General features: G+C 60.0%; 16 protein-coding genes. 14 read left to right on the top strand and 2 right to left on the bottom strand.

The window, feature by feature from the left end:
- Nucleotides 1-9 precede the first annotated feature (9 nt).
- Together DW136_RS00890 and DW136_RS00885 are read left to right on the top strand one after the other, a co-directional pair.
- Nucleotides 10-1,035 (top strand): low specificity L-threonine aldolase, encoded by a 1,026-nt coding sequence (locus DW136_RS00890; protein WP_117786746.1) that lies wholly within the window; start codon nucleotides 10-12, stop codon nucleotides 1,033-1,035.
- 77 nt (nucleotides 1,036-1,112) lie between these two features.
- Nucleotides 1,113-1,703 (top strand): GNAT family N-acetyltransferase, encoded by a 591-nt coding sequence (locus DW136_RS00885; RefSeq protein ID WP_118288876.1) that lies wholly within the window; start codon nucleotides 1,113-1,115, stop codon nucleotides 1,701-1,703.
- Between the two features lie 176 nt (nucleotides 1,704-1,879).
- Here DW136_RS00885 and DW136_RS00880 read toward each other — a convergent pair whose 3' ends face one another.
- Entirely contained in the window at nucleotides 1,880-2,602 is a 723-nt protein-coding gene (locus DW136_RS00880) for a GntR family transcriptional regulator (protein WP_118288875.1), read from the bottom strand.
- Nucleotides 2,603-2,807: 205 nt separating this feature from the next.
- Between DW136_RS00880 and DW136_RS00875 the strand changes: the two genes are divergently transcribed.
- The 12 genes from DW136_RS00875 (at nucleotide 2,808) to DW136_RS00820 (ending at nucleotide 16,281) form a co-directional block, all read left to right on the top strand.
- Nucleotides 2,808-3,800, top strand: coding sequence for an SIS domain-containing protein (locus DW136_RS00875; RefSeq protein ID WP_118288874.1), 993 nt, complete (start codon nucleotides 2,808-2,810; stop codon nucleotides 3,798-3,800).
- A 231-nt stretch (nucleotides 3,801-4,031) separates the two neighbouring features.
- Complete coding sequence (locus tag DW136_RS00870) at nucleotides 4,032-5,114, top strand: DMT family transporter (protein ID WP_118288873.1); 1,083 nt, start codon at nucleotides 4,032-4,034, stop codon at nucleotides 5,112-5,114.
- A gap of 183 nt (nucleotides 5,115-5,297) precedes the next feature.
- Nucleotides 5,298-6,221, top strand: a complete 924-nt coding sequence (locus DW136_RS00865) for a PTS mannose/fructose/sorbose transporter subunit IIAB (RefSeq protein ID WP_118288872.1) — start codon at nucleotides 5,298-5,300, stop codon at nucleotides 6,219-6,221.
- Between the two features lie 36 nt (nucleotides 6,222-6,257).
- Complete coding sequence (locus tag DW136_RS00860) at nucleotides 6,258-7,052, top strand: PTS sugar transporter subunit IIC (protein WP_055310098.1); 795 nt, start codon at nucleotides 6,258-6,260, stop codon at nucleotides 7,050-7,052.
- 13 nt (nucleotides 7,053-7,065) lie between these two features.
- Entirely contained in the window at nucleotides 7,066-7,899 is an 834-nt protein-coding gene (locus DW136_RS00855) for a PTS system mannose/fructose/sorbose family transporter subunit IID (RefSeq protein ID WP_117646617.1), read from the top strand.
- Nucleotides 7,900-8,097: 198 nt separating this feature from the next.
- The gene (locus DW136_RS00850; protein ID WP_233503150.1) at nucleotides 8,098-9,081 is read left to right on the top strand and encodes an SIS domain-containing protein; all 984 of its coding nucleotides are present in this window, start codon (nucleotides 8,098-8,100) and stop codon (nucleotides 9,079-9,081) included.
- A gap of 156 nt (nucleotides 9,082-9,237) precedes the next feature.
- Nucleotides 9,238-9,867, top strand: coding sequence for an HAD family phosphatase (locus DW136_RS00845; protein WP_158564546.1), 630 nt, complete (start codon nucleotides 9,238-9,240; stop codon nucleotides 9,865-9,867).
- Between the two features lie 353 nt (nucleotides 9,868-10,220).
- On the top strand, nucleotides 10,221-11,228 hold the full coding sequence (locus tag DW136_RS00840) for a YitT family protein (RefSeq protein ID WP_117583851.1): 1,008 nt from the start codon (nucleotides 10,221-10,223) through the stop codon (nucleotides 11,226-11,228).
- Between the two features lie 104 nt (nucleotides 11,229-11,332).
- The gene (locus tag DW136_RS00835) at nucleotides 11,333-12,052 is read left to right on the top strand and encodes a GntR family transcriptional regulator (RefSeq protein ID WP_117583850.1); all 720 of its coding nucleotides are present in this window, start codon (nucleotides 11,333-11,335) and stop codon (nucleotides 12,050-12,052) included.
- A 384-nt stretch (nucleotides 12,053-12,436) separates the two neighbouring features.
- Nucleotides 12,437-14,410: an ATP-dependent DNA helicase RecQ gene (locus DW136_RS00830; RefSeq protein ID WP_117583849.1), complete on the top strand. Its 1,974-nt coding sequence runs from the start codon at nucleotides 12,437-12,439 to the stop codon at nucleotides 14,408-14,410.
- 2 nt (nucleotides 14,411-14,412) lie between these two features.
- Nucleotides 14,413-15,168: a GntR family transcriptional regulator gene (locus DW136_RS00825; RefSeq protein ID WP_117583848.1), complete on the top strand. Its 756-nt coding sequence runs from the start codon at nucleotides 14,413-14,415 to the stop codon at nucleotides 15,166-15,168.
- A gap of 144 nt (nucleotides 15,169-15,312) precedes the next feature.
- Nucleotides 15,313-16,281, top strand: coding sequence for an SIS domain-containing protein (locus tag DW136_RS00820; RefSeq protein ID WP_117583847.1), 969 nt, complete (start codon nucleotides 15,313-15,315; stop codon nucleotides 16,279-16,281).
- A gap of 382 nt (nucleotides 16,282-16,663) precedes the next feature.
- Here DW136_RS00820 and DW136_RS00815 read toward each other — a convergent pair whose 3' ends face one another.
- On the bottom strand, nucleotides 16,664-17,641 hold the full coding sequence (locus tag DW136_RS00815; RefSeq protein ID WP_118288871.1) for an L-lactate dehydrogenase: 978 nt from the start codon (nucleotides 17,639-17,641) through the stop codon (nucleotides 16,664-16,666).
- Nucleotides 17,642-17,791: the final 150 nt, after the last annotated feature.

Here is a 17,791-nt window from a genome sequence, read left to right as displayed (position 1 = left end):
AGGATTATCATGCTCGCGTTCAACAATGACTATTCCCACGGCGCACATCCGGCAGTGCTGCAGGCGCTCGTCGACACCAATATGGAGCCGCAGCCCGGCTACGGTACCGATGCACACACCGAGCGTGCCAAGCAGCTTATCCGTGAGGCCTGCCAGGCTCCTGATGCCGATGTATTTTTCCTGGTGGGCGGCACACAGGCCAACGCGACGGTGATTGACATGCTGCTTGCGCCCTACGAGGGCGTTGTTGCCGCCGAGACCGGCCATGTCGCCTGCCACGAGGCGGGTGCCATCGAGTTTGGCGGCCACAAGGTGCTCACCATCCCCGGCTACGAGGGCAAGATGCATGCCGAGGATCTCGAGAACTATATCCAGGTGTTCTACGAAAACGAGAGCTACGAACACACGGTGTTTCCGGGCGCCGTGTATGTGAGCATGTCGACCGAGTACGGCACGCTGTACTCCAAGGCCGAGCTCGCGGCGATTCATGCGGTGTGCCAGAAGCGCCAGATTCCGCTGTTTGTGGATGGTGCGCGCTTGGCCTATGCGCTGGCGGCCGATGGGTGCGACATTACCCTGCCCGAGCTGGCGCAGCTGTGCGACGTGTTCTACATCGGTGGCACCAAGTGCGGCGCGCTTTGCGGCGAGGCCGTGGTGTTTTGCGGCATGCACGCTCCGGCGCATCCCATTCCGCGTATTAAGCAGCATGGCGCACTGCTCGCCAAAGGCCGCCTGACGGGTGTGCAGTTTGAGGCGCTCTTTACCGACGGCCTGTATTTTGAGATCGGTCGCCAGGCGATCGAGACCGCGCAGGCGCTGCGTCGTGTGTTGCACGGGCGCGGTTACCAGTTCTTCTTGGAGACGCCCACCAACCAGCAGTTTGTGATTTTGCCCAACGAGGACATGGCCCGCATTCGCGAGCATGCCTCGATCGAGTATTGGGAAAAGTACGACGAGACCCACACGGTGGTGCGCTTTTGCACCAGCTGGGCCACGACGCAGGAGGACATCGACGCGTTGGCGGCTGTCCTGTAGCCTGATGTAATGACGAGGGGCCGCCTTGCGCTGGGTTTGGCGCAAGGCGGCCTTTGTTTTTGAGGGAGAAGGGTTGTATGACCGAGATGTCCAAGCCGACGATTCGCCTGGCGACGCCCGATGATGCGCCGGCGTTGCTTGCCATTTACGAGCCGTATGTGCGCGAGACGGCGATAACCTGCGAATACGAGGTGCCGAGCGTTGAGGAGTTCGCCGGGCGCATCGAGCGCACGCTCAAGCGCTATCCGTACCTGGTGATGGAGCTGGACGGGCGTCCGGTAGGCTATGCCTATGTGAGTCCGCTTAACAGCCGCGAGGCCTACGACTGGTCGGTCGAGACGTCGATCTACCTGGCGCGCGACGTGCGCCACGGCGGGCTGGGCCGCAAGCTGCACGATGCGCTCAAGCAATGCCTGGTCGCGATGGGCATCACCAACATGTGCGCGCTCATTGCCGTGCCGCACGATAAGGACGACGAGTACCTGACGCACAACAGCCAGGATTTCCATGCCCATATGGGGTATCGCCTGGTGGGTGCCTTCGACCGTTGCGCTCAAAAGTTCGGTCGCTGGTACGACATGTGTTGGATGGAGCTGGTCCTAGCCGAGCGCACGCCCAACCAACCCAAGCCAACCTGGTTCCCCGACCTCCCCAAACCTACCATTTAGGGACAGGTTTATTTTGGCAGGTTTTATCTGGGCAAACGTTGCAAGCCGCTGCGAAGGATGCGGATACCTTCGCGGCGGCTTTTGTTTTGGGTGTGTATGACCAAGGCGATTGACCTGCGGATATAATAAAACCCCAGATAAAACCTACCAAAATAAACCTGTCCCTTTTTGGCCGGTTAGCCGATGGGCTCGGTGTATTTGGCGCGGTCGGTACGTTGGATGCGCTTGGAGACATGGAGCGGGCGACCGTCGGTGTCGTAGACGTAGTCGGTGATCAGAATCAGCGCCTGCCCGCGCTCAACGTTGAGCAAAAACGCTTCGTTTTGCGAGGCATAGCACACCTCAAAGGTCTTATGCCCCTGTGCCGGCGCGCGATGGAATTCTTGGCGCAGCGTGGCGTAGAGCGAACCGTTGATATCGCGGTCGATGAGTGCCTCAAAGCTTGGCGGCAGATAGGTGGTCTCCAGGCACAGCGGCGCATCGTCCAGATAACGCAGACGGACAAGTTTGACGAGCTTGCTGCCCACGGCGGCGTCAAAGAACTTAGCTATGCTGCCGGCCGCCTTGGCAAAGCCCGAGTCCACGGTGCGCGTGGTGGGCTTCATGCCCTGGCCTTCGACCTGCTTGGTATAGCTCGAAAACATCAGGTTGTTCTCGTGGAGCGCGGGCGTGTCGGCCACAAAGGCGCCACGCCCGCGCTCGGTGCGCACCAGGCCCTCATCAACGAGCACCTTAAGGGCGTGGCGCACGGTGCTGCGCGACAGACCCGATTCGTCCATGAGTTCCATCTCGGACGGCAGCTTGTCTTCGCGTGCGTAGGTGCCGGCGGCGATGCGGTCACGCAGCATGCCCGCCAAGCGCTCGTATTGGGCCAGTTTCTTTTTAGACGAAGCATTCATGCGATCAACCTGTATCTAACTTGTATTCGAGTCTAATCAAACATGTATTTAATACAACAACAAAACCGCTGGTAGCTAGTTATCGAAAACCACATCAGCAAAATATCTAAGACAAATATAGCATACAACTAGTCGACATAACCAAAACATGTATGTAACTTGTATGCCATCAAGAGCATCAAACGAGAAGAAAGGCTGATGCACGATGACTACTCAGGAACAGGTTAAGGATGTCGTCTCCCAGGTTTTGGCTGACAAGGCAGACAAGGGCGGCATCAGGCGCGTCGTGTGGATTGGCGCCGGCGGATCCAACGGCGGCAACTATCCTGCTCAGTACTTTATGGAGCACGAGGCTACGCAGGTCGTGAGCTCCAGCTACACCAGCAACGAGTTCGTGCACGCAACCCCTGCCTACGTCAACGAGAACACCCTGGCCGTCGTCGTGTCCATGCGCGGCACCAAGGAGACCATCGCCGCCGCCCAGGTCGCCAAGGACCACGGCGCCAGCACCATCGCCATCTATGTTGACGAGTCTGGCCTCACTGAGGTCTGCGACTACAAGATTCAGTATGACAGCCTGGCCGTCGACGAGTCTTGCATGGGCCGTACCAACTCCGCCGTCGTGACCATGATCGCCATGGAGCTTACGCAGCAGACCGAGGGCTATGCCGAGTATGAGACCGCTATGGCCGCCTTCGACCTGGTTGACCCCATCTATCGCAAGGCCGTCGAGTACACCCGTCCGCTCGCCGCCAAGTGGGCCGAGCAAAACGCCGACAAGCCCTGCATCAACGTGATGGCTCAGGGTCCGCTCTTTGGTGCCGCCTACGTCTTTAGCATCTGCAACGTGCAGGAGATGCTGCAGATCGACTCCTGCACCATCAACACCTGTGACTTCTTCCACGGCCCCTTCGAGATCCTGGACAAGCGCACCTCGCTGTTCCAGCTCATCAGCGTCGGCCGCAGCCGCTGCAACGACGAGCGCGGTATCCGCTTCGTCAACCAGTACGGTGGCGAGCGCGTCTATCAGCTCGACGCCAAGGAGCTCGGCCTCAACGACATCAAGGACAGCGTGAGCGAGTACTTCAACCACCTGATCTTTGCCCCGATCCTCAACAACGTGTATATGCGCGCGCTCTCCGCCGTCACCCACAAGGACTACATGACGCGCCGCTACATGTGGAAGCTGGACTACTAGGGGATAGAGCGGCCTAACAGCTCGATGTCCTCATAAGTTGCGGTGGAATAGTTCCTGTTTGGGGGTTTGAAGCCTCTATTTAGGAACTATTTCACCGCAACCGCCCAGTAATCCACTGGGGACGGAGGAAAACGGATCACTTTTCCGCTCGCCGATTTGTGCCTTGAAAAATGTATATAACGACTATAACGTAGTGTGAAACATATTGGAAACAATACCGAGGAGGCTGCGTTGAAGAAAAGCAATCTGGGCTATGTGCTGGTGCTGATCGCCGCGCTTATGTGGGGCACCATCGGAATCTTTGTTAACGGAATATCGGCCCTGGGTGTTTCGTCTCAGAGCATGGCGGCCTTTCGCCTGTTATCGGGTGCTGTCTTAATGGCTCCGGTCTTGGCATTCATGGGTTGCCAGGGAGGTGCTCGTGAGGGAAAGGCATCGGGTCCCCTGGCACTGTTCAAGGCAAGTCCTAAAGAGCTTGTTCCTTGTGCGCTTCTTGGCATTATCGGCCTCGCCACCGCTAACACGCTTTATTACGAGTGCATGGGCGAGGTGGGCATGTCCACGGCCTCGGTGCTGCTTTACACCTCGCCGGTGTTTGGCGTCATGCTCGGTCGCGTACTTTATCGCGAGGATGTGACTCCCAACAAGCTCGTTGCCATCGCTTTTAACATCGTTGGCTGCGTGCTTGCGGTGACCAATGGCGACCTTTCCGGTTTTCATTTTTCGGTTTGGGGCGTCACGTCGGGCGTGATTGCAGGCCTTTGTGGTGCGTCGCTCGCGGTGTTTAGCCGGATAGCAACCAAGACGGTCCACCCGCTGGCTGTCACGTTTTGGGGCTTTGTTTTTGGCGGTGCGGTTATGGCAGCTATCGCGGCTCCGTGGCCGGATGTCGCCGCGGCAATGTCGCCACAGCTGCTGCTGCTGTTCCTTGGCTTTGGACTCATCCCCACAGCTGTGGCTTACATCTTATATATGCAGGGTCTGTCCATGGGGCTCGAGACGTCGAAAGTTCCCGTCGTAATGTCATTCGAGACAGTCGTCACCGTACTGCTGGGCATTGGTGTCTACGCCGAGCCCGCCGGCGCGATCAAAGTTCTGGGCATCGTTTTGGTGCTCGCGTCCATCGTGATTATGAACACCGACTTTTCCAAGCTGCGCAACAGTGTGTTTGTCGGTCATGTCGTTGAGAGCATGACCTTTAAGCCCAACGCGTGGTGGACGGAGAAATCGCAGGACATGGATCTCTTCCGCGAGCGCACGGGCATTGCGCTGGAGCCCACCGTGCAGGAAAGCCCCTGGTACTTCGTGCGATAGGGGGTTGCGCGCGGCGTCCGACCTGGGGTTATCCAGCCAGCGCCGGCCTACCCAAGACCATCGTTTCGATTGCGTTAAACCCGCCAACGGTCGTTTTTCACCCGCGAACGGTTTATATACTAATTATCAATATCCGCAACGTATAAGACGTTATAATGACCATAACGAAAAGGAGGAGGCAAGATGAATCAGATCATTCTCGCATCTCATGGCGGCCTGGCCGCAGGCGCCAAAGACACGCTCGAGATGGTTCTCGGCGACGTGTCGAACGTCCACGTCGTGTCGCTTGCTCGTGACGACAAGGAGCCCATCACCAATAAGGTGGACGCCATGATCGCCACGTTCAACGCGGACGACACCGTCTATGTGCTGACCGATATGCTCGGCAGCTCGGTTAACAACAGCATGGTCGAGCTTTCCAAGAACGGCACGAAGTTCACGGTTGTCAGCGGTTTCAACATCCCGCTGGCGCTCACGCTTGCCATGAGCCCCGCCCCCGTCAAGGGTGCCGAGCTCGCAGCCCTCATCAACGAGGCCCGCACCGGTCTGACCAACCCCAACGCACCGGTCGAGGCCGCCGCGGCTCCCGCCAAGAAGGCCAAGGCATCCCGTCACAGCTCCGGTCCCGCCAAGATCGTCCTCGCACGTCTTGACTACCGTCTGCTGCACGGCCAGGTCGTCTTTACCTGGACCACCAAGGTTCAGGCCGAGCGCATCATCGTCGTCGACAACGCTGCCGCCAACGATGACATCAAGAAGGGCGCTCTTAAGCTGGCCAAGCCCCAGGGCGTGCGCCTGAACGTCTTCACCGTCGAGCGTGCCCTCGCCAAGATGGACAAGCTCAACACCCTCGGTGAGCGCGTCATGTTCGTCTTTGGCAACACGGCCGAGATGCTGCAGTTCTGCCAGGGCTACAAGCTCGACGCCATCAACCTGGGCGCCACCGCCAACCACGACGGTGCCGATCAGATTGGCGGCAAGGACAGCTCCGTCTTCCTCGACGCCACCCAGAAGGCCGACGTCAACCAGCTGCTCGACATGGGCATCAAGCTCTATGTCCAGCAGACCCCTACGTATCAGAGCGTCGACATCGACGCCAAGCTGTAATCAACCAGGCTTTTGCCTGACTGAAAGGAGAAGGGTATGAATACGTTCATCAGTGCGGTGCTCGTCGGCCTCGTCGGCGTGTTCTGCATGTGGGACTCCCGCCTGCTCGGTCGTCTTAACTTCGAGCAGCCCCTCGTTGGCGCTACGCTCGTCGGTCTGCTGCTGGGCGATGTGCCCACCGGCCTTGCCGTCGGTGCCGCCGTCGAGCTCGTGTCCATGGGCCTGGTGCAGGTCGGCGCCGCCGTTCCGCCCGATATGGTCCTGGGCGGCATCGTGGCCGCTGCCTTCGCATGCCTGACCGATGCTTCCGCCGAGACCGCCATGACGATCGCCATCCCGGTCGCCGTCCTGGGTCAGCTCCTCGGCATCGTGTTCCGTTCCATCATCGCCGCCCTCACCCATGTGGCAGATAACGCGATCGATAACGGAAAGTTCAAGACCGCCTACCGTATGCACATCTGCGCCGGCTCCGGTCTGTACGCCGTCATGTACTTCCTGCCGATCTTCCTCGCCGTCTTTGTTGGCACCGACCTGGTTCAGGCCATCGTCAACATGGTTCCCGAGTGGCTGTCCACTGGTCTTAACGTTTCGACCAAGATCATGACCGCCTACGGCTTGGCCCTGCTGCTCACCATGATGATCAAGAAGGGTATGACTCCGTTCCTGTTCATCGGTTTCCTGCTCGCCGCTTACCTCAACCTGTCCGTCATCGCGGTCGCTCTGATCGGTGTGTGCCTGGCTGTCGTCTTCATGGGCTTCAAGTTCAACGGTTCCCATGCAGCCGCCGGTGTCGATTCCGACTACGATCCGCTCGAAGACGACGAAGACTAAGGAGGAACACACTATGGCAACCGCAACCAAGGACGTGTCCCTGAACAAGAAGGTCAGCCAGTTCTTCTGGCGCTCCTGGGCCATCCAGGCCTCTTGGAACTACGAGCGTCAGATGAACATGGGCTTCCTCTACGGCATGGTTCCCACGCTCGATCGCCTCTATCCGGATGAGTCCGACCCCAGGCAGCTCGCTGCTAAGAAAGAGGCTTACCACCGTCACATGGCGTTCTACAACTGCACCCCGCAGACGAGCGCTTTCATCCTGGGCCTCTCCGCCTCCATGGAGGAGGAGTACGCCAAGGATCCCGAGAACTTCGATCCCGATTCGATCAACGCGGTCAAGACCTCCCTCATGGGTCCGCTTTCCGGCATCGGTGACTCCTTCTTCCAGGGCACCATCCGCGTTATCGCCTTTGGCCTGGGCGTTCAGCTGGCTCAGCAGGGCTCCATCATGGGCCCGATCCTGGCTATGCTCATCTCCATCGTCCCCTCTGTGCTGATCACTTGGTTCGCAGCCAAGATGGGCTATCAGGGCGGACACGAGTACCTGAGCAAGCTTCAGGGCGGCGACCTCATGGAGAAGCTCATGTATGTCTGCGGCATCGTGGGTCTTATGTCCGTGGGCGGCATGATCGCTACGCTGATCGGCGCCACCACCCCGCTGCAGTTCGCTGAGGGCACCGTCGTGATCCAGGACATCCTGGACGGCATGATGCCCCAGATGATTTCCCTTGGCCTCACCGGCCTTATGTACTGGCTCATCAAGAAGAACGTCAACACCGGTTGGCTTCTCGTGATCGCCATCGTGGGCGGCATCGCCCTCTCCGCGGCCGGCATCCTGGCCTAGTCGCGACCAAGCGCCTAATCGCTTTCCCCCGGGGGCCTGCCTGGCATCCCATACCCCAGGCAGGCTTCCATCCCTAAATGTGTCAAAGGGACAGTTCCTTTGTCACATCCTCAACGGGCCGGCGACTCGGTCCAAATCACGGTAACCCTGCGAGCGCCCGGCAATGTGGCGCCGCAAAAATCGAAAGGAATGTGTCAGATGTACGAGATCGACCTTAACCTCCCTAAGCAGATCGTCGCTGACGTCCTGTCCAACCACGAGATCCACAGCGTCGCCTTCGTCGGCTGCGGCGCTTCCATGTCCGACCTTTACCCCGCCAAGTACTTCCTGGCCAACAACACGGACAAGCTGAACGTTCAGATCTTCACCGCTAACGAGTTCAACTACGACACGCCTTCCTGGGTCAACGAGCACACCTTCGTGATCACCTGCTCCCTCGGTGGCTCCACGCCCGAGACCGTCGAGGCCAACAAGACCGCCAAGAAGCACAACTGCCCGGTCGTCTCCCTCACCAACAAGGCTGGCTCCGCTCTGACCGTCGACGCCGACCACGTCATCGTTCACGGCTTCCACGCCAACTACGCTGCCAAGTGCGAGAAGCCCGGCTACGCCATCGCTCTTGCTCTCGAGATCCTTCAGCAGACCGAGGGCTATGACCACTACGAGGACATGATCACCGGCCTCACCAACGTCTTCGAGCTCTGCGAGAACGCCGCTCAGTCCGCCAAGGGCCTCGCCAAGCAGTTCGCCCAGGACTTCAAGGACGACAAGATGATCTACTTCATGGCCTCTGGTGCCTCCGAGAAGATGGCTTATTCTCACGCCGCCTTCCTGTTCACCGAGATGCAGTGGATCGACGCCGCCGCCTACAACACCGGCGAGTACTTCCACGGCCCGTTCGAGGTTTCCACCGAGGGTAAGCCCTACGTCTTCTTCATGTCCGATGGTGCCACCCGTCCGATGGACGCCCGCGCCCTCACCTTCCTTAAGCGCATGGGCGCCAAGGTCGCTCTGATCGACTCCAAGGACTACGGTCTGGCCGACGCCGTGCCGGCAAGCGTCGTCACCTACTTCAACCCGCTGCTGCACCTCGCCGTTATGCGCGAGTACGGCAACCAGATCGCCGAGGCCCGTCAGCACCCGCTGACCATGCGTCGCTACATGTGGAAGCTTTCCTACTAATCACAAGTAAGTAGACCTTACGGGTTGATTGAGAGGGGATGGGGTTTGCGCCCCGTCCCCTTTTTGCTTTGGGGGCGTGTCCGTTGCGTCATAAAACCCCAGATAAAACCTACCAAAATAAACCTGTCCCTTTTTGGCAGGTGGGAGGAGATGCGTATGATCAAGGCAGTGCTGTTTGATATGGACGGCGTGCTGGTCGATACCGAGTGGTTCTACAACCGTCGTCGCGTGGCGTTTATGGAAGAGAAGGGGTTCCACTTTGACGAGATCCCCGATCTTTCGGGGTCTAACGAGCCCGCCATTTGGGAGGCGCTGGTGCCCGACGATGTTGAGCTGCGCGAGCGCCTGCGCGTGGAGTACAAGCAGGTCTACAGCCCGGACCATCCCGTTCCGTATGCCGAGCTACTCAACGAGCAGACGGAGCCGGTGATGCGTGAGCTGCACGAGCGCGGCGTCAAGTGTGCCATCGCGAGCTCGTCCTATCGCGAGCTCATTGACGAGCTGGTGGAGATTGCCGGTATCACCGACGTGCTGGACTACACCATCAGCGGTCACGAGTGCAGTGCATTTAAGCCCGACCCCGAGATCTACCTGCGTGCCATGGAGGCGCTGGGTGTGGAGCCTACCGAGTGCCTGGTTATCGAGGACTCGCCTTTGGGCATCGAGGCCGGCAAGCGCTCCGGCGCGCGCGTCCTGGCACTGCGTCCGCACGAGGGCGTTAACCTGGACCAAACGGGAGCCGACGCCGTCATCGACAACCTCGCCGACATTCTGACCGCTTTGTAGCGTCAATTCGCCGCAAGAAGTGCGGATTCACACGTCTCTTGCGGTGGATTGGCTCATTTTGGCTTCGATTTAGATCCGTTTGGCTTCGACTCGGACTAAGTGAGTAGACTTTTTGGCACATGCCGAGCACAAAGCGTATCTGCCTTAGTAAAACCGCAGGTCGGAGAGGTGGCTGTTTTGAGTGCGCTTGGTAGATCGCGAAAAGTCTACTCACTTAGAATTTGGCTCTTTGGTTGGGGAGCTGCTGGCTCGTTTTGGTTGTCGAGAGAGGGTGAATTGAAGCGCCCTCTCGCGCTCCATGCTACAATCGCCGGCATGCCCCACAATTACATCTGCCTTCGAAAGGAGCCTACGTGGCGAACGCCATCGATCAGCTCACGGACCGCGTGCTCGTGCTCGGCCGTCTCACCATCGTCCGCCGCGCCATTACTGCCGTGGCGGTCACCATCTCCGCCGTTCTCCAGACATTTCTGATTCAGGCGTTCATTCGCCCCGCCGACCTGCTTCCGAGCGGCCTCACCGGCGTCGCGGTCCTGCTCGATCGCGTCACCTCGCTCGGCGGCGTTCACATCGACATCTCGCTCGGCATGCTCGCGCTCAACATCCCCGTGGCGCTCCTGTGCTGGAGCGGCATTAGCAAGCGCTTCGTCATCTTCTCGATGATGCAGGTCATGCTCTCGTCGCTGTTCCTCAACGTCTTTCACTTCGCGCCGTTTTTGGGCGACAAGATCATGCTCATCATTTTTGGTGGCGTGGTCTCGGGTCTGGGCGCTGCCATCGCGCTTAAGTCCGGCGCATCCACCGGCGGCACCGACTTTATCGCGCTGTGGGTTTCCAACCACACGGGCAAGACCATCTGGGGCGTTATCTTTGGTTTCAACTGCTTTATCCTGGCGATCTTTGGCTTTATGTTTGGCTGGGACAACGCGGCGTACTCCATCGTGTTCCAGTTTATTTCGACCAAGACCATCGACAGCTTCTATCGTCGCTACGATCGCGTGACGCTGCAGATCACGACGCGCAAGGCCGACGAGGTCATGACCGCCTATGTTGACCATTTTCAGCATGGCATTAGCTGTGCCGAGGTCATTGGCGGATACAGCCGCGAGAAGATGTACCTGCTGCATGCCGTTGTCTCGACCTACGAGAGCCAGGACATTATCAAGCTGGTGTGCGACATTGATCCCGGCGCCGTGATCAATGTGTTCCATACGCTCAACTTTGTGGGCGGCTGGTGGGGCGGTCATGTCGACGAGCCCATGCCCACGGCCGTGCCCGATCCCGACAAGCCCGCGCGCATGGCCAGCAGGCAGGCGCGCCTCATCGATCAGGACAGCCTGCAACAGGACGACGGCAGGTAAGGATTTGCTGTATGCGGTGTATCGTTTTATCATTATGAGGTAACATGAAACTAGACGTTATATACGTATTAGTTATTTCAATATTTCGATAAGAGTGATTAGATATGCCTGCACCCAAAAATGCACCGCTTTACCAGCAGATTTACGACGAGATCAAGGATGCGATCGAGAAAGGTGTTTATGCACCCAAGGAGCGTATTCCGTCCGAGCTCGAGCTAGCCGAGCAGTACGAGGTGAGCCGAATTACGGTGCGTCGCGCCGTCGAGGAGCTGTGCTCCGATGGCTACCTGGTTAAGCAGCAGGGCCGTGGCACCTTTGTTTCCACGCCGCACATCAATCGCCAATTTCACGCCTCGACGCTGCAGACGTTTACCGCGCTGTGTGCCGGCAACGGCATGAAGGCCGGTGCGCACGTAATCGATCGCCAGATTGTGCCGGCGCGCCAAAACGAGATGGAGTTCTTTGGCCTGCAGAAGGATGCGCTGCTGCTGCACATCAAGCGCGTGCGTACTGCCGACGGCGAGCCCATCTTTGAAGAGAACATCTTTGTGCCGTTTGACGCCTACCGTGAGCTGTTGACGGCCGATCTTGAGGACAAGTCGATTTTTGCCGAGGTCGAGCGTGTTGGCGGAACGCCGATTGTCTCGGTTGGTTACCGTACGGTCGAAGCCGTTCGCGCCAACGCCGAGCAGGCGGCTGAGCTGGGCATTGCTCCGCACGATCCGCTGCTCAACCTGCGCGCCGGCTTTATCGGACCCAATGGCGAGCCGGTCCTGATGGGTAAGCAGTACTACGTGGGATCGCGCTACGTTATGGTCATGTAGCTCTAGTTGCGCGGTTTTCCAAACCGCGCAACGGGCCGACGCTGCGCCCTTGGTTCCGCCGTTCTAGCGAACGGCGGACCGGTCGACGCTGCAAACGCCCCTAAGCGGCAATCTGACGTTCAATCGTCGGTCGCGTACCGAAGTACGCTTCCCTCCTCTTTCACGTCACCTTGCTCGCTTAGGGGCGTTTTCGCTGACTTATGCTCAACCTGAGACGTTTCCACGCCTGTCAAGAGCTTAGCCGTTGGGGACGTTCTTAAACGACTAGTCATTCAAGAACGTCCCCAATGACTACCCGCAGAATGAGCGTGGCTGACAGCCGTACGGCAGCGGTCCGCGTGGCGGCGTATAATCGGCGGCAGATGACTTGGACGTTAGGAAACCATGACCGATAGCATGCAGCAGATGGCGCTCGACACGCTCGGCGCCTATTTTGGCTACACCTCGTTTCGCCCGGGGCAGGACCGCATGGTCGATGCGATCCTTGCCGGCCGCGACGCGCTGGGCGTTATGCCCACGGGCGCCGGCAAGTCCATTTGCTACCAGGTGCCTGCGCTCATGCTGCCCGGCATCACCTTTGTGGTGAGTCCGCTGCTGTCGCTTATGGAGGACCAGACCCGCGCACTGCTTGCGGCGGGCGCGCGCCCCAGCTATCTCAACTCCAGCCTTACGCCGGCTCAGCAAAATACCGTGCGCAAGCGGGCGCGCGAGGGTCGCTACCAGCTTATGTATGTGGCACCTGAGCGCCTGCTCGAGCCGCGTTTTCTGGCCTTTGCGCAGGAAGCTGCGGCCGAAGGCGGCATCGGCGTTCCGCTCGTGGCCATTGACGAGGCCCACTGTGTGAGCCAATGGGGTCAGGATTTCCGCCCCGCCTACCTGCAGATTCGCGAGTTTATCGATTCCCTGCCGCAGCGCCCCATCGTGGCGGCCTTTACCGCTACAGCGACTGAGCGCGTGCGTGCGGACATTCAGCAGATGCTCGGCCTGCAAAACCCGGCGACGGTGGTGACGGGCTTCGATCGCAAGAACCTCTACTTTGGCTGCGAGGAGATGGGCGACAAGGCTAAGACCGCGTGGGTGCGCGACTATGTGATCGCGCATTCGAGCGAGAGCGGCATCGTGTATTGCTCGACTCGCAAGACGGTTGATGCGCTGGCAGGAGAGCTTGCTGAGGCGTTGGGTCCCAGCGGCATTCGCGTTGGCCGCTACCATGCCGGCATGGGTAATGACGCCCGCCGCCAAAGCCAGCGCGCCTTTATCGACGACGATATTCAGGTGATGGTTGCCACCAACGCCTTTGGCATGGGCATCGACAAGCCCAACGTGCGCTACGTCATCCATAACAACGTGCCCGAGAGCATCGAGGCCTACTACCAGGAGGCGGGCCGCGCCGGCCGCGATGGCGATCCGGCCAGCTGCCACCTGCTGTGGAACGGCAACGATTTTCGCATGCGCCGCTTTTTGATCGACCGCGGCGATGCGGCCGACGAGACGCTCGACGACGAGCAGCGCGCGTGGGCGCTCCAGAACCGATATCGCCTGCTCAGTCAGATGGAAGGCTATTGCAACACCACCGGCTGCCTACGCGAATACATGCTGCGCTACTTTGGCGACGAGGCCGCGGCCGAGCATACGGCCGTGGGCGGCGCCGCCGCGGATGAGGCCGAGGGCTGTGGCAACTGCAGCAACTGCCTCACGCAGTTCGAGGTCGAGGACGTCACCGGTATGGCTCGCGCCGCCGTGCGCTATGTGGCCACGCGCCCCATGCGCTTTGGCAAGTCGCTCATCGCCGATGTGCTTCACGGCGGCAACACCGAGCGCATTCGCCAGATGCATCTGGACGAGGACCGCGGCTATGGTGGGCTGTCGAGCGAATCGGTCGGCCGCATCAAGGACATCATCGGCCAGCTGTGCGGCCGCGGTTATTTGGCCACCTCGCAGGGGCAGTACCCGGTCGTGGGCCTGGGTCCGCGTGCCGGCGAGGTCGAGGACGAGGCGTTTGCCTTTACCGTTAAGCGTCGCGCGTCCAAGCGCAAGGCCTCGGCCCGTGCTCGCCGTGCGGTGGATCTGCTGCGCGAGGAGGCCGAGCTGGATCAGCGCCCGCGCGTGGGCGACGATGCCGAGCTGTTCGAGCGCCTGCGTACCCTGCGCAAGGAGATCTCGACCGAGCTCGAGATGGCGCCGTACATGGTCTTTTCCGACAAGGCCCTGCGCGGCCTGTGCCGCCTGCGCCCGCAAACGCGCGACGAGCTGATTCAGGTCAACGGCATCGGCGAGAAAAAGGCCGATGCCTTTGGCGAGCAGTTTATGGCGGCGATTGAAGAGTTTGAGTCCGAGCATGCGCGGGATGGAGCGTAACGATGGCAACCGACGATAAAACCGACCGCGCTGGCGTATCCGCCGTACCGCTGTACCAGCAGGTCATGGACGACCTGAAGGGCGAGATCGCGCGCGGCGTGTATGCGGCCGGCTCGCGCATTCCTTCCGAGATGGAGCTCGCGAAGTCTTACGGCGTGGGGCGCATCACCGTGCGCCGCGCCATCGAGGAGCTGTCGCGCGCGGGGTATCTCAACCGCCAACAGGGGAGGGGCACTTTTGTGTGCGCTCCCAAGCTCAAGCGCAAGATTCGCCAGAAGGGTGACGTTCAGAGCTTTTCCGAGGGTTGCGCTGCCAACGACATGGTTGCCGGAGCGCGCCTGGTGTCGCGCACGGTGGTCGCGGCGACGCGCGAGGACGCGGCGTTCTTTGGCGTGGAGCCCGGCTGCGAGCTCATCGTAGTCGAGCGCGTGCGCACGGCAGATGGCGTGCCCGTCATGCTCGAGAACAACTCTTTTGTGCTGGCCGACCATCCCTACCTGCAGACGCTTGCCGACGAGGACCTTGCCGATAACTCGATCTTTGCACTCGTTGCCGAGCATTCGGGCCGCGCGCCGCTCAAGTCCGACCCCTGCACCGTGGAGATTGCGCTGGCGGATGCCCAGGCGGCCCCGCTGCTGGAGGTGCCGGTCGGCGAGCCGCTCTTCTATATGGAGGCGTACTTTACCGATGCGGACGGGCGGCCCCTGCTGCTCGGGCGCCAAAAGATCGTGGGCTCGCGCTACGTGTTCGACATCTAACGTCCATAGATAGAACAACATAGAACAAATTTGCTGAAATGACTTCACGGGCACCTGCTTGCATGCTATAAATAGAACAACATAGAACGACTGCAGGTACGAGCTGCCGTCGTCCAAAGCCGCCACACAAGGAGGAGCGTCACCGTGAACGCACACGATCTGATTCAGGAAATCATCGAGCGCAAGGGCAAGGTCGAGAATGTCTTTTGGATCGCCTGCGGCGGTTCGATGATCGACCTCATGCCGGCTAACGAACTGCTCAAGCGCGAGGCCACCACGTTTACCTCGACGGTCTACACAGCGCGCGAGTTTTGCCTGATGGCCCCCAAGAGCCTAGGGCCGAAGTCACTCGTCATCGCCTGCAGCCACAGCGGCAATACGCAGGAGGTCGTCGACGGTTGCGAGATGGCGCTGGCAGCCGGCGCCGAGGTCGTGGCCATGACAGACTGCGAGGGCTCCAAGATTGATAACGGCAAGTGGACCACCTGGGTCTACCCTTGGGGCGAGGGCGTGTCGCAGGCCGAGGTGCCGCAGGGCATCGGCGCTCTGATCGCCGCCGAACTGCTCCACCAGCAGGAGGGTTACGAGGCGCTCGCCGATATGTACGCCGGCCTTAAGCAGATGGATGCGCTGTTGCCCGCTGCCCGCGAGAAGGTTAATGCCGAGCTGGGCGATCGCTTTGCCGAGCTCTGCCAGCAGCACGAGTTCTTCTACATCCTGGGATCCGGCCCCAACTTTAGCCAGACCTACGCCATGGCCATCTGCTCGCTCATGGAGATGCAGTGGCAGCACTGCTGCTACATCCACTCCGGCGAGTACTTCCACGGCCCGTTCGAAGCCACCGAGCCCGGCGTGTTCTACTTTGTACAGCTCGGATCGGGCGAGTGTCGCCCCATGGAGGAGCGGGCGCTCGCATTCCTCAACACGCATACCGATACGGTCATGGTGCTCGATGCGCTCGAGTACGGCGTGGGTGAGGTGCCCGCCAGCGTGCGTTCGTTCCTAGAGCCGATCTTCTTCTACGCGATGAGCCGCGAGCTGCGCGCCGCTCGCGGCAAGGTGTTCGACCACAGCCCCGAGGTTCGTCGCTACATGGGCATCGAGCAGTACTAAGTAGCTGGGAAAGCAATCTTTTACGACGGGGCCTTCACCAAACGAGGGTCCCGTTTGCGTCGCGGCACCCCGTCCCAGCTGTCTGATAACGAAGTCAAATACTTTCCCCAGAAGTGAACGACCTATTTTGGACCCCTGAAGCATCCGCACTTTTTGGCGCCAAAACCGCAGGAAAATCTCGATGAAACCGCAGGAAATAGCAGCTGAAAAGTGTCGATGCTTCGGGGGTCCGATTTTGCTCGCTCACTTTGCGGGAAAAGTATTAGACCTGAATCTGCGAGCGTGTCGCGTGAGCCAAAAAAGCGGGCCGTGCCGGGGATTTCCGGCACGGCCCGCCCTGCATTGCGTCCGTTATGAGCGAGTTGCCGCGTCAACCGGCGAACTACTTTGCGTCGTAGGCCTCGGCATCCCACCAGTCGAGCTGGGCGATGTTGTCGCGAATGTGCTGGCAGCTCTTGTGGAAGCCCTCGAGCTCGTGCTCGGAAAGGTCGAGCGTGTAGACCTCCTCGACGCCCTCGGCGCCGATCACGCACGGCAGGGAGGTGAAGATGCCCTCCTCGCCATACTGGCCGGTCATGAGCGTGGAGGCCGAAAGCACGGCATGCTCGTTGTGCAGCACGGCGGCGCAGACACGCGCAGCGGAGTTGGCGACGGCGTACTCGGCGCACTGCTTGCCCTGGTAGGTCACATAGCCGCCCTTGCGCGCGAGCTCCTCGACCTCCATGTGGTCAAAGGCGTACTTGTCGGGGTTTTCGGCCTGAAGCTCGTTGAGGCTCTTGCCGGCGATGGTTGCGGCCTTAAAGGCGGCCAGCTGGCTAAAGCCATGCTCGCCGATCATGTAGGCGTCGATGGACTTGGGGCTCACACCGACCTTCTTGGAGATCTCGGTGCGCAGGCGGGCGGAGTCCAGACCGCAGCCCGAGCCGATGATCTTCTTGGGATCGTAGCCGGTCAGGTGCCACAGCTCGGTGCACACGACGTCGCAGGGGTTGGAGATGCTCACGAAGATGCCGTCGAAGCCGGCGTCGACGATGCGCTTGGCAAAGGAGCGGGCGGCGTCGGTGGTAAAGAACAGCTCGCCGTCGCGGTTGCCAGCGGCCAGCGCGACCTTACCGGCGGCGTTGACGATGACGTCGCAGCAGGCCAGCTCCTCGTAGTGGTCGTAGCAGTTGACGATCTTGGTGTTGTACGGGACAAACGAAAGGGAGTCGCGCAGGTCCTGGACCTCGGACGTCACCTTGGCCTCGTTGATATCGCACAGGTACAGCTCGTCGGCAATGCCCTGCATGAGCAGGCTGTTGGCGACATGTGCTCCTACGTGGCCCTGGCCGACCACACCGATCTTACGCGTCTGGTACATATATGTATCCTTTCGGCCGAGTTTTTCGCGTCGAACCATTGTAGCGTCCTGCTACCACTTTGCTAGGATAAAGCGCCGCAGATTTTTGGGACATGCCTTAATCTCTACTTTTGGGGTGATTTGGGCCGCTGACGGCATCGCTGGGCGATG

It is taken from the genome of Collinsella sp. AM12-1, assembly GCF_003472325.1.
Lineage (GTDB): Bacteria > Actinomycetota > Coriobacteriia > Coriobacteriales > Coriobacteriaceae > Collinsella.
The sequence above is the reverse complement of the archived record's forward strand: the minus strand, read 5'-3'. Positions and strand labels throughout refer to the sequence as shown.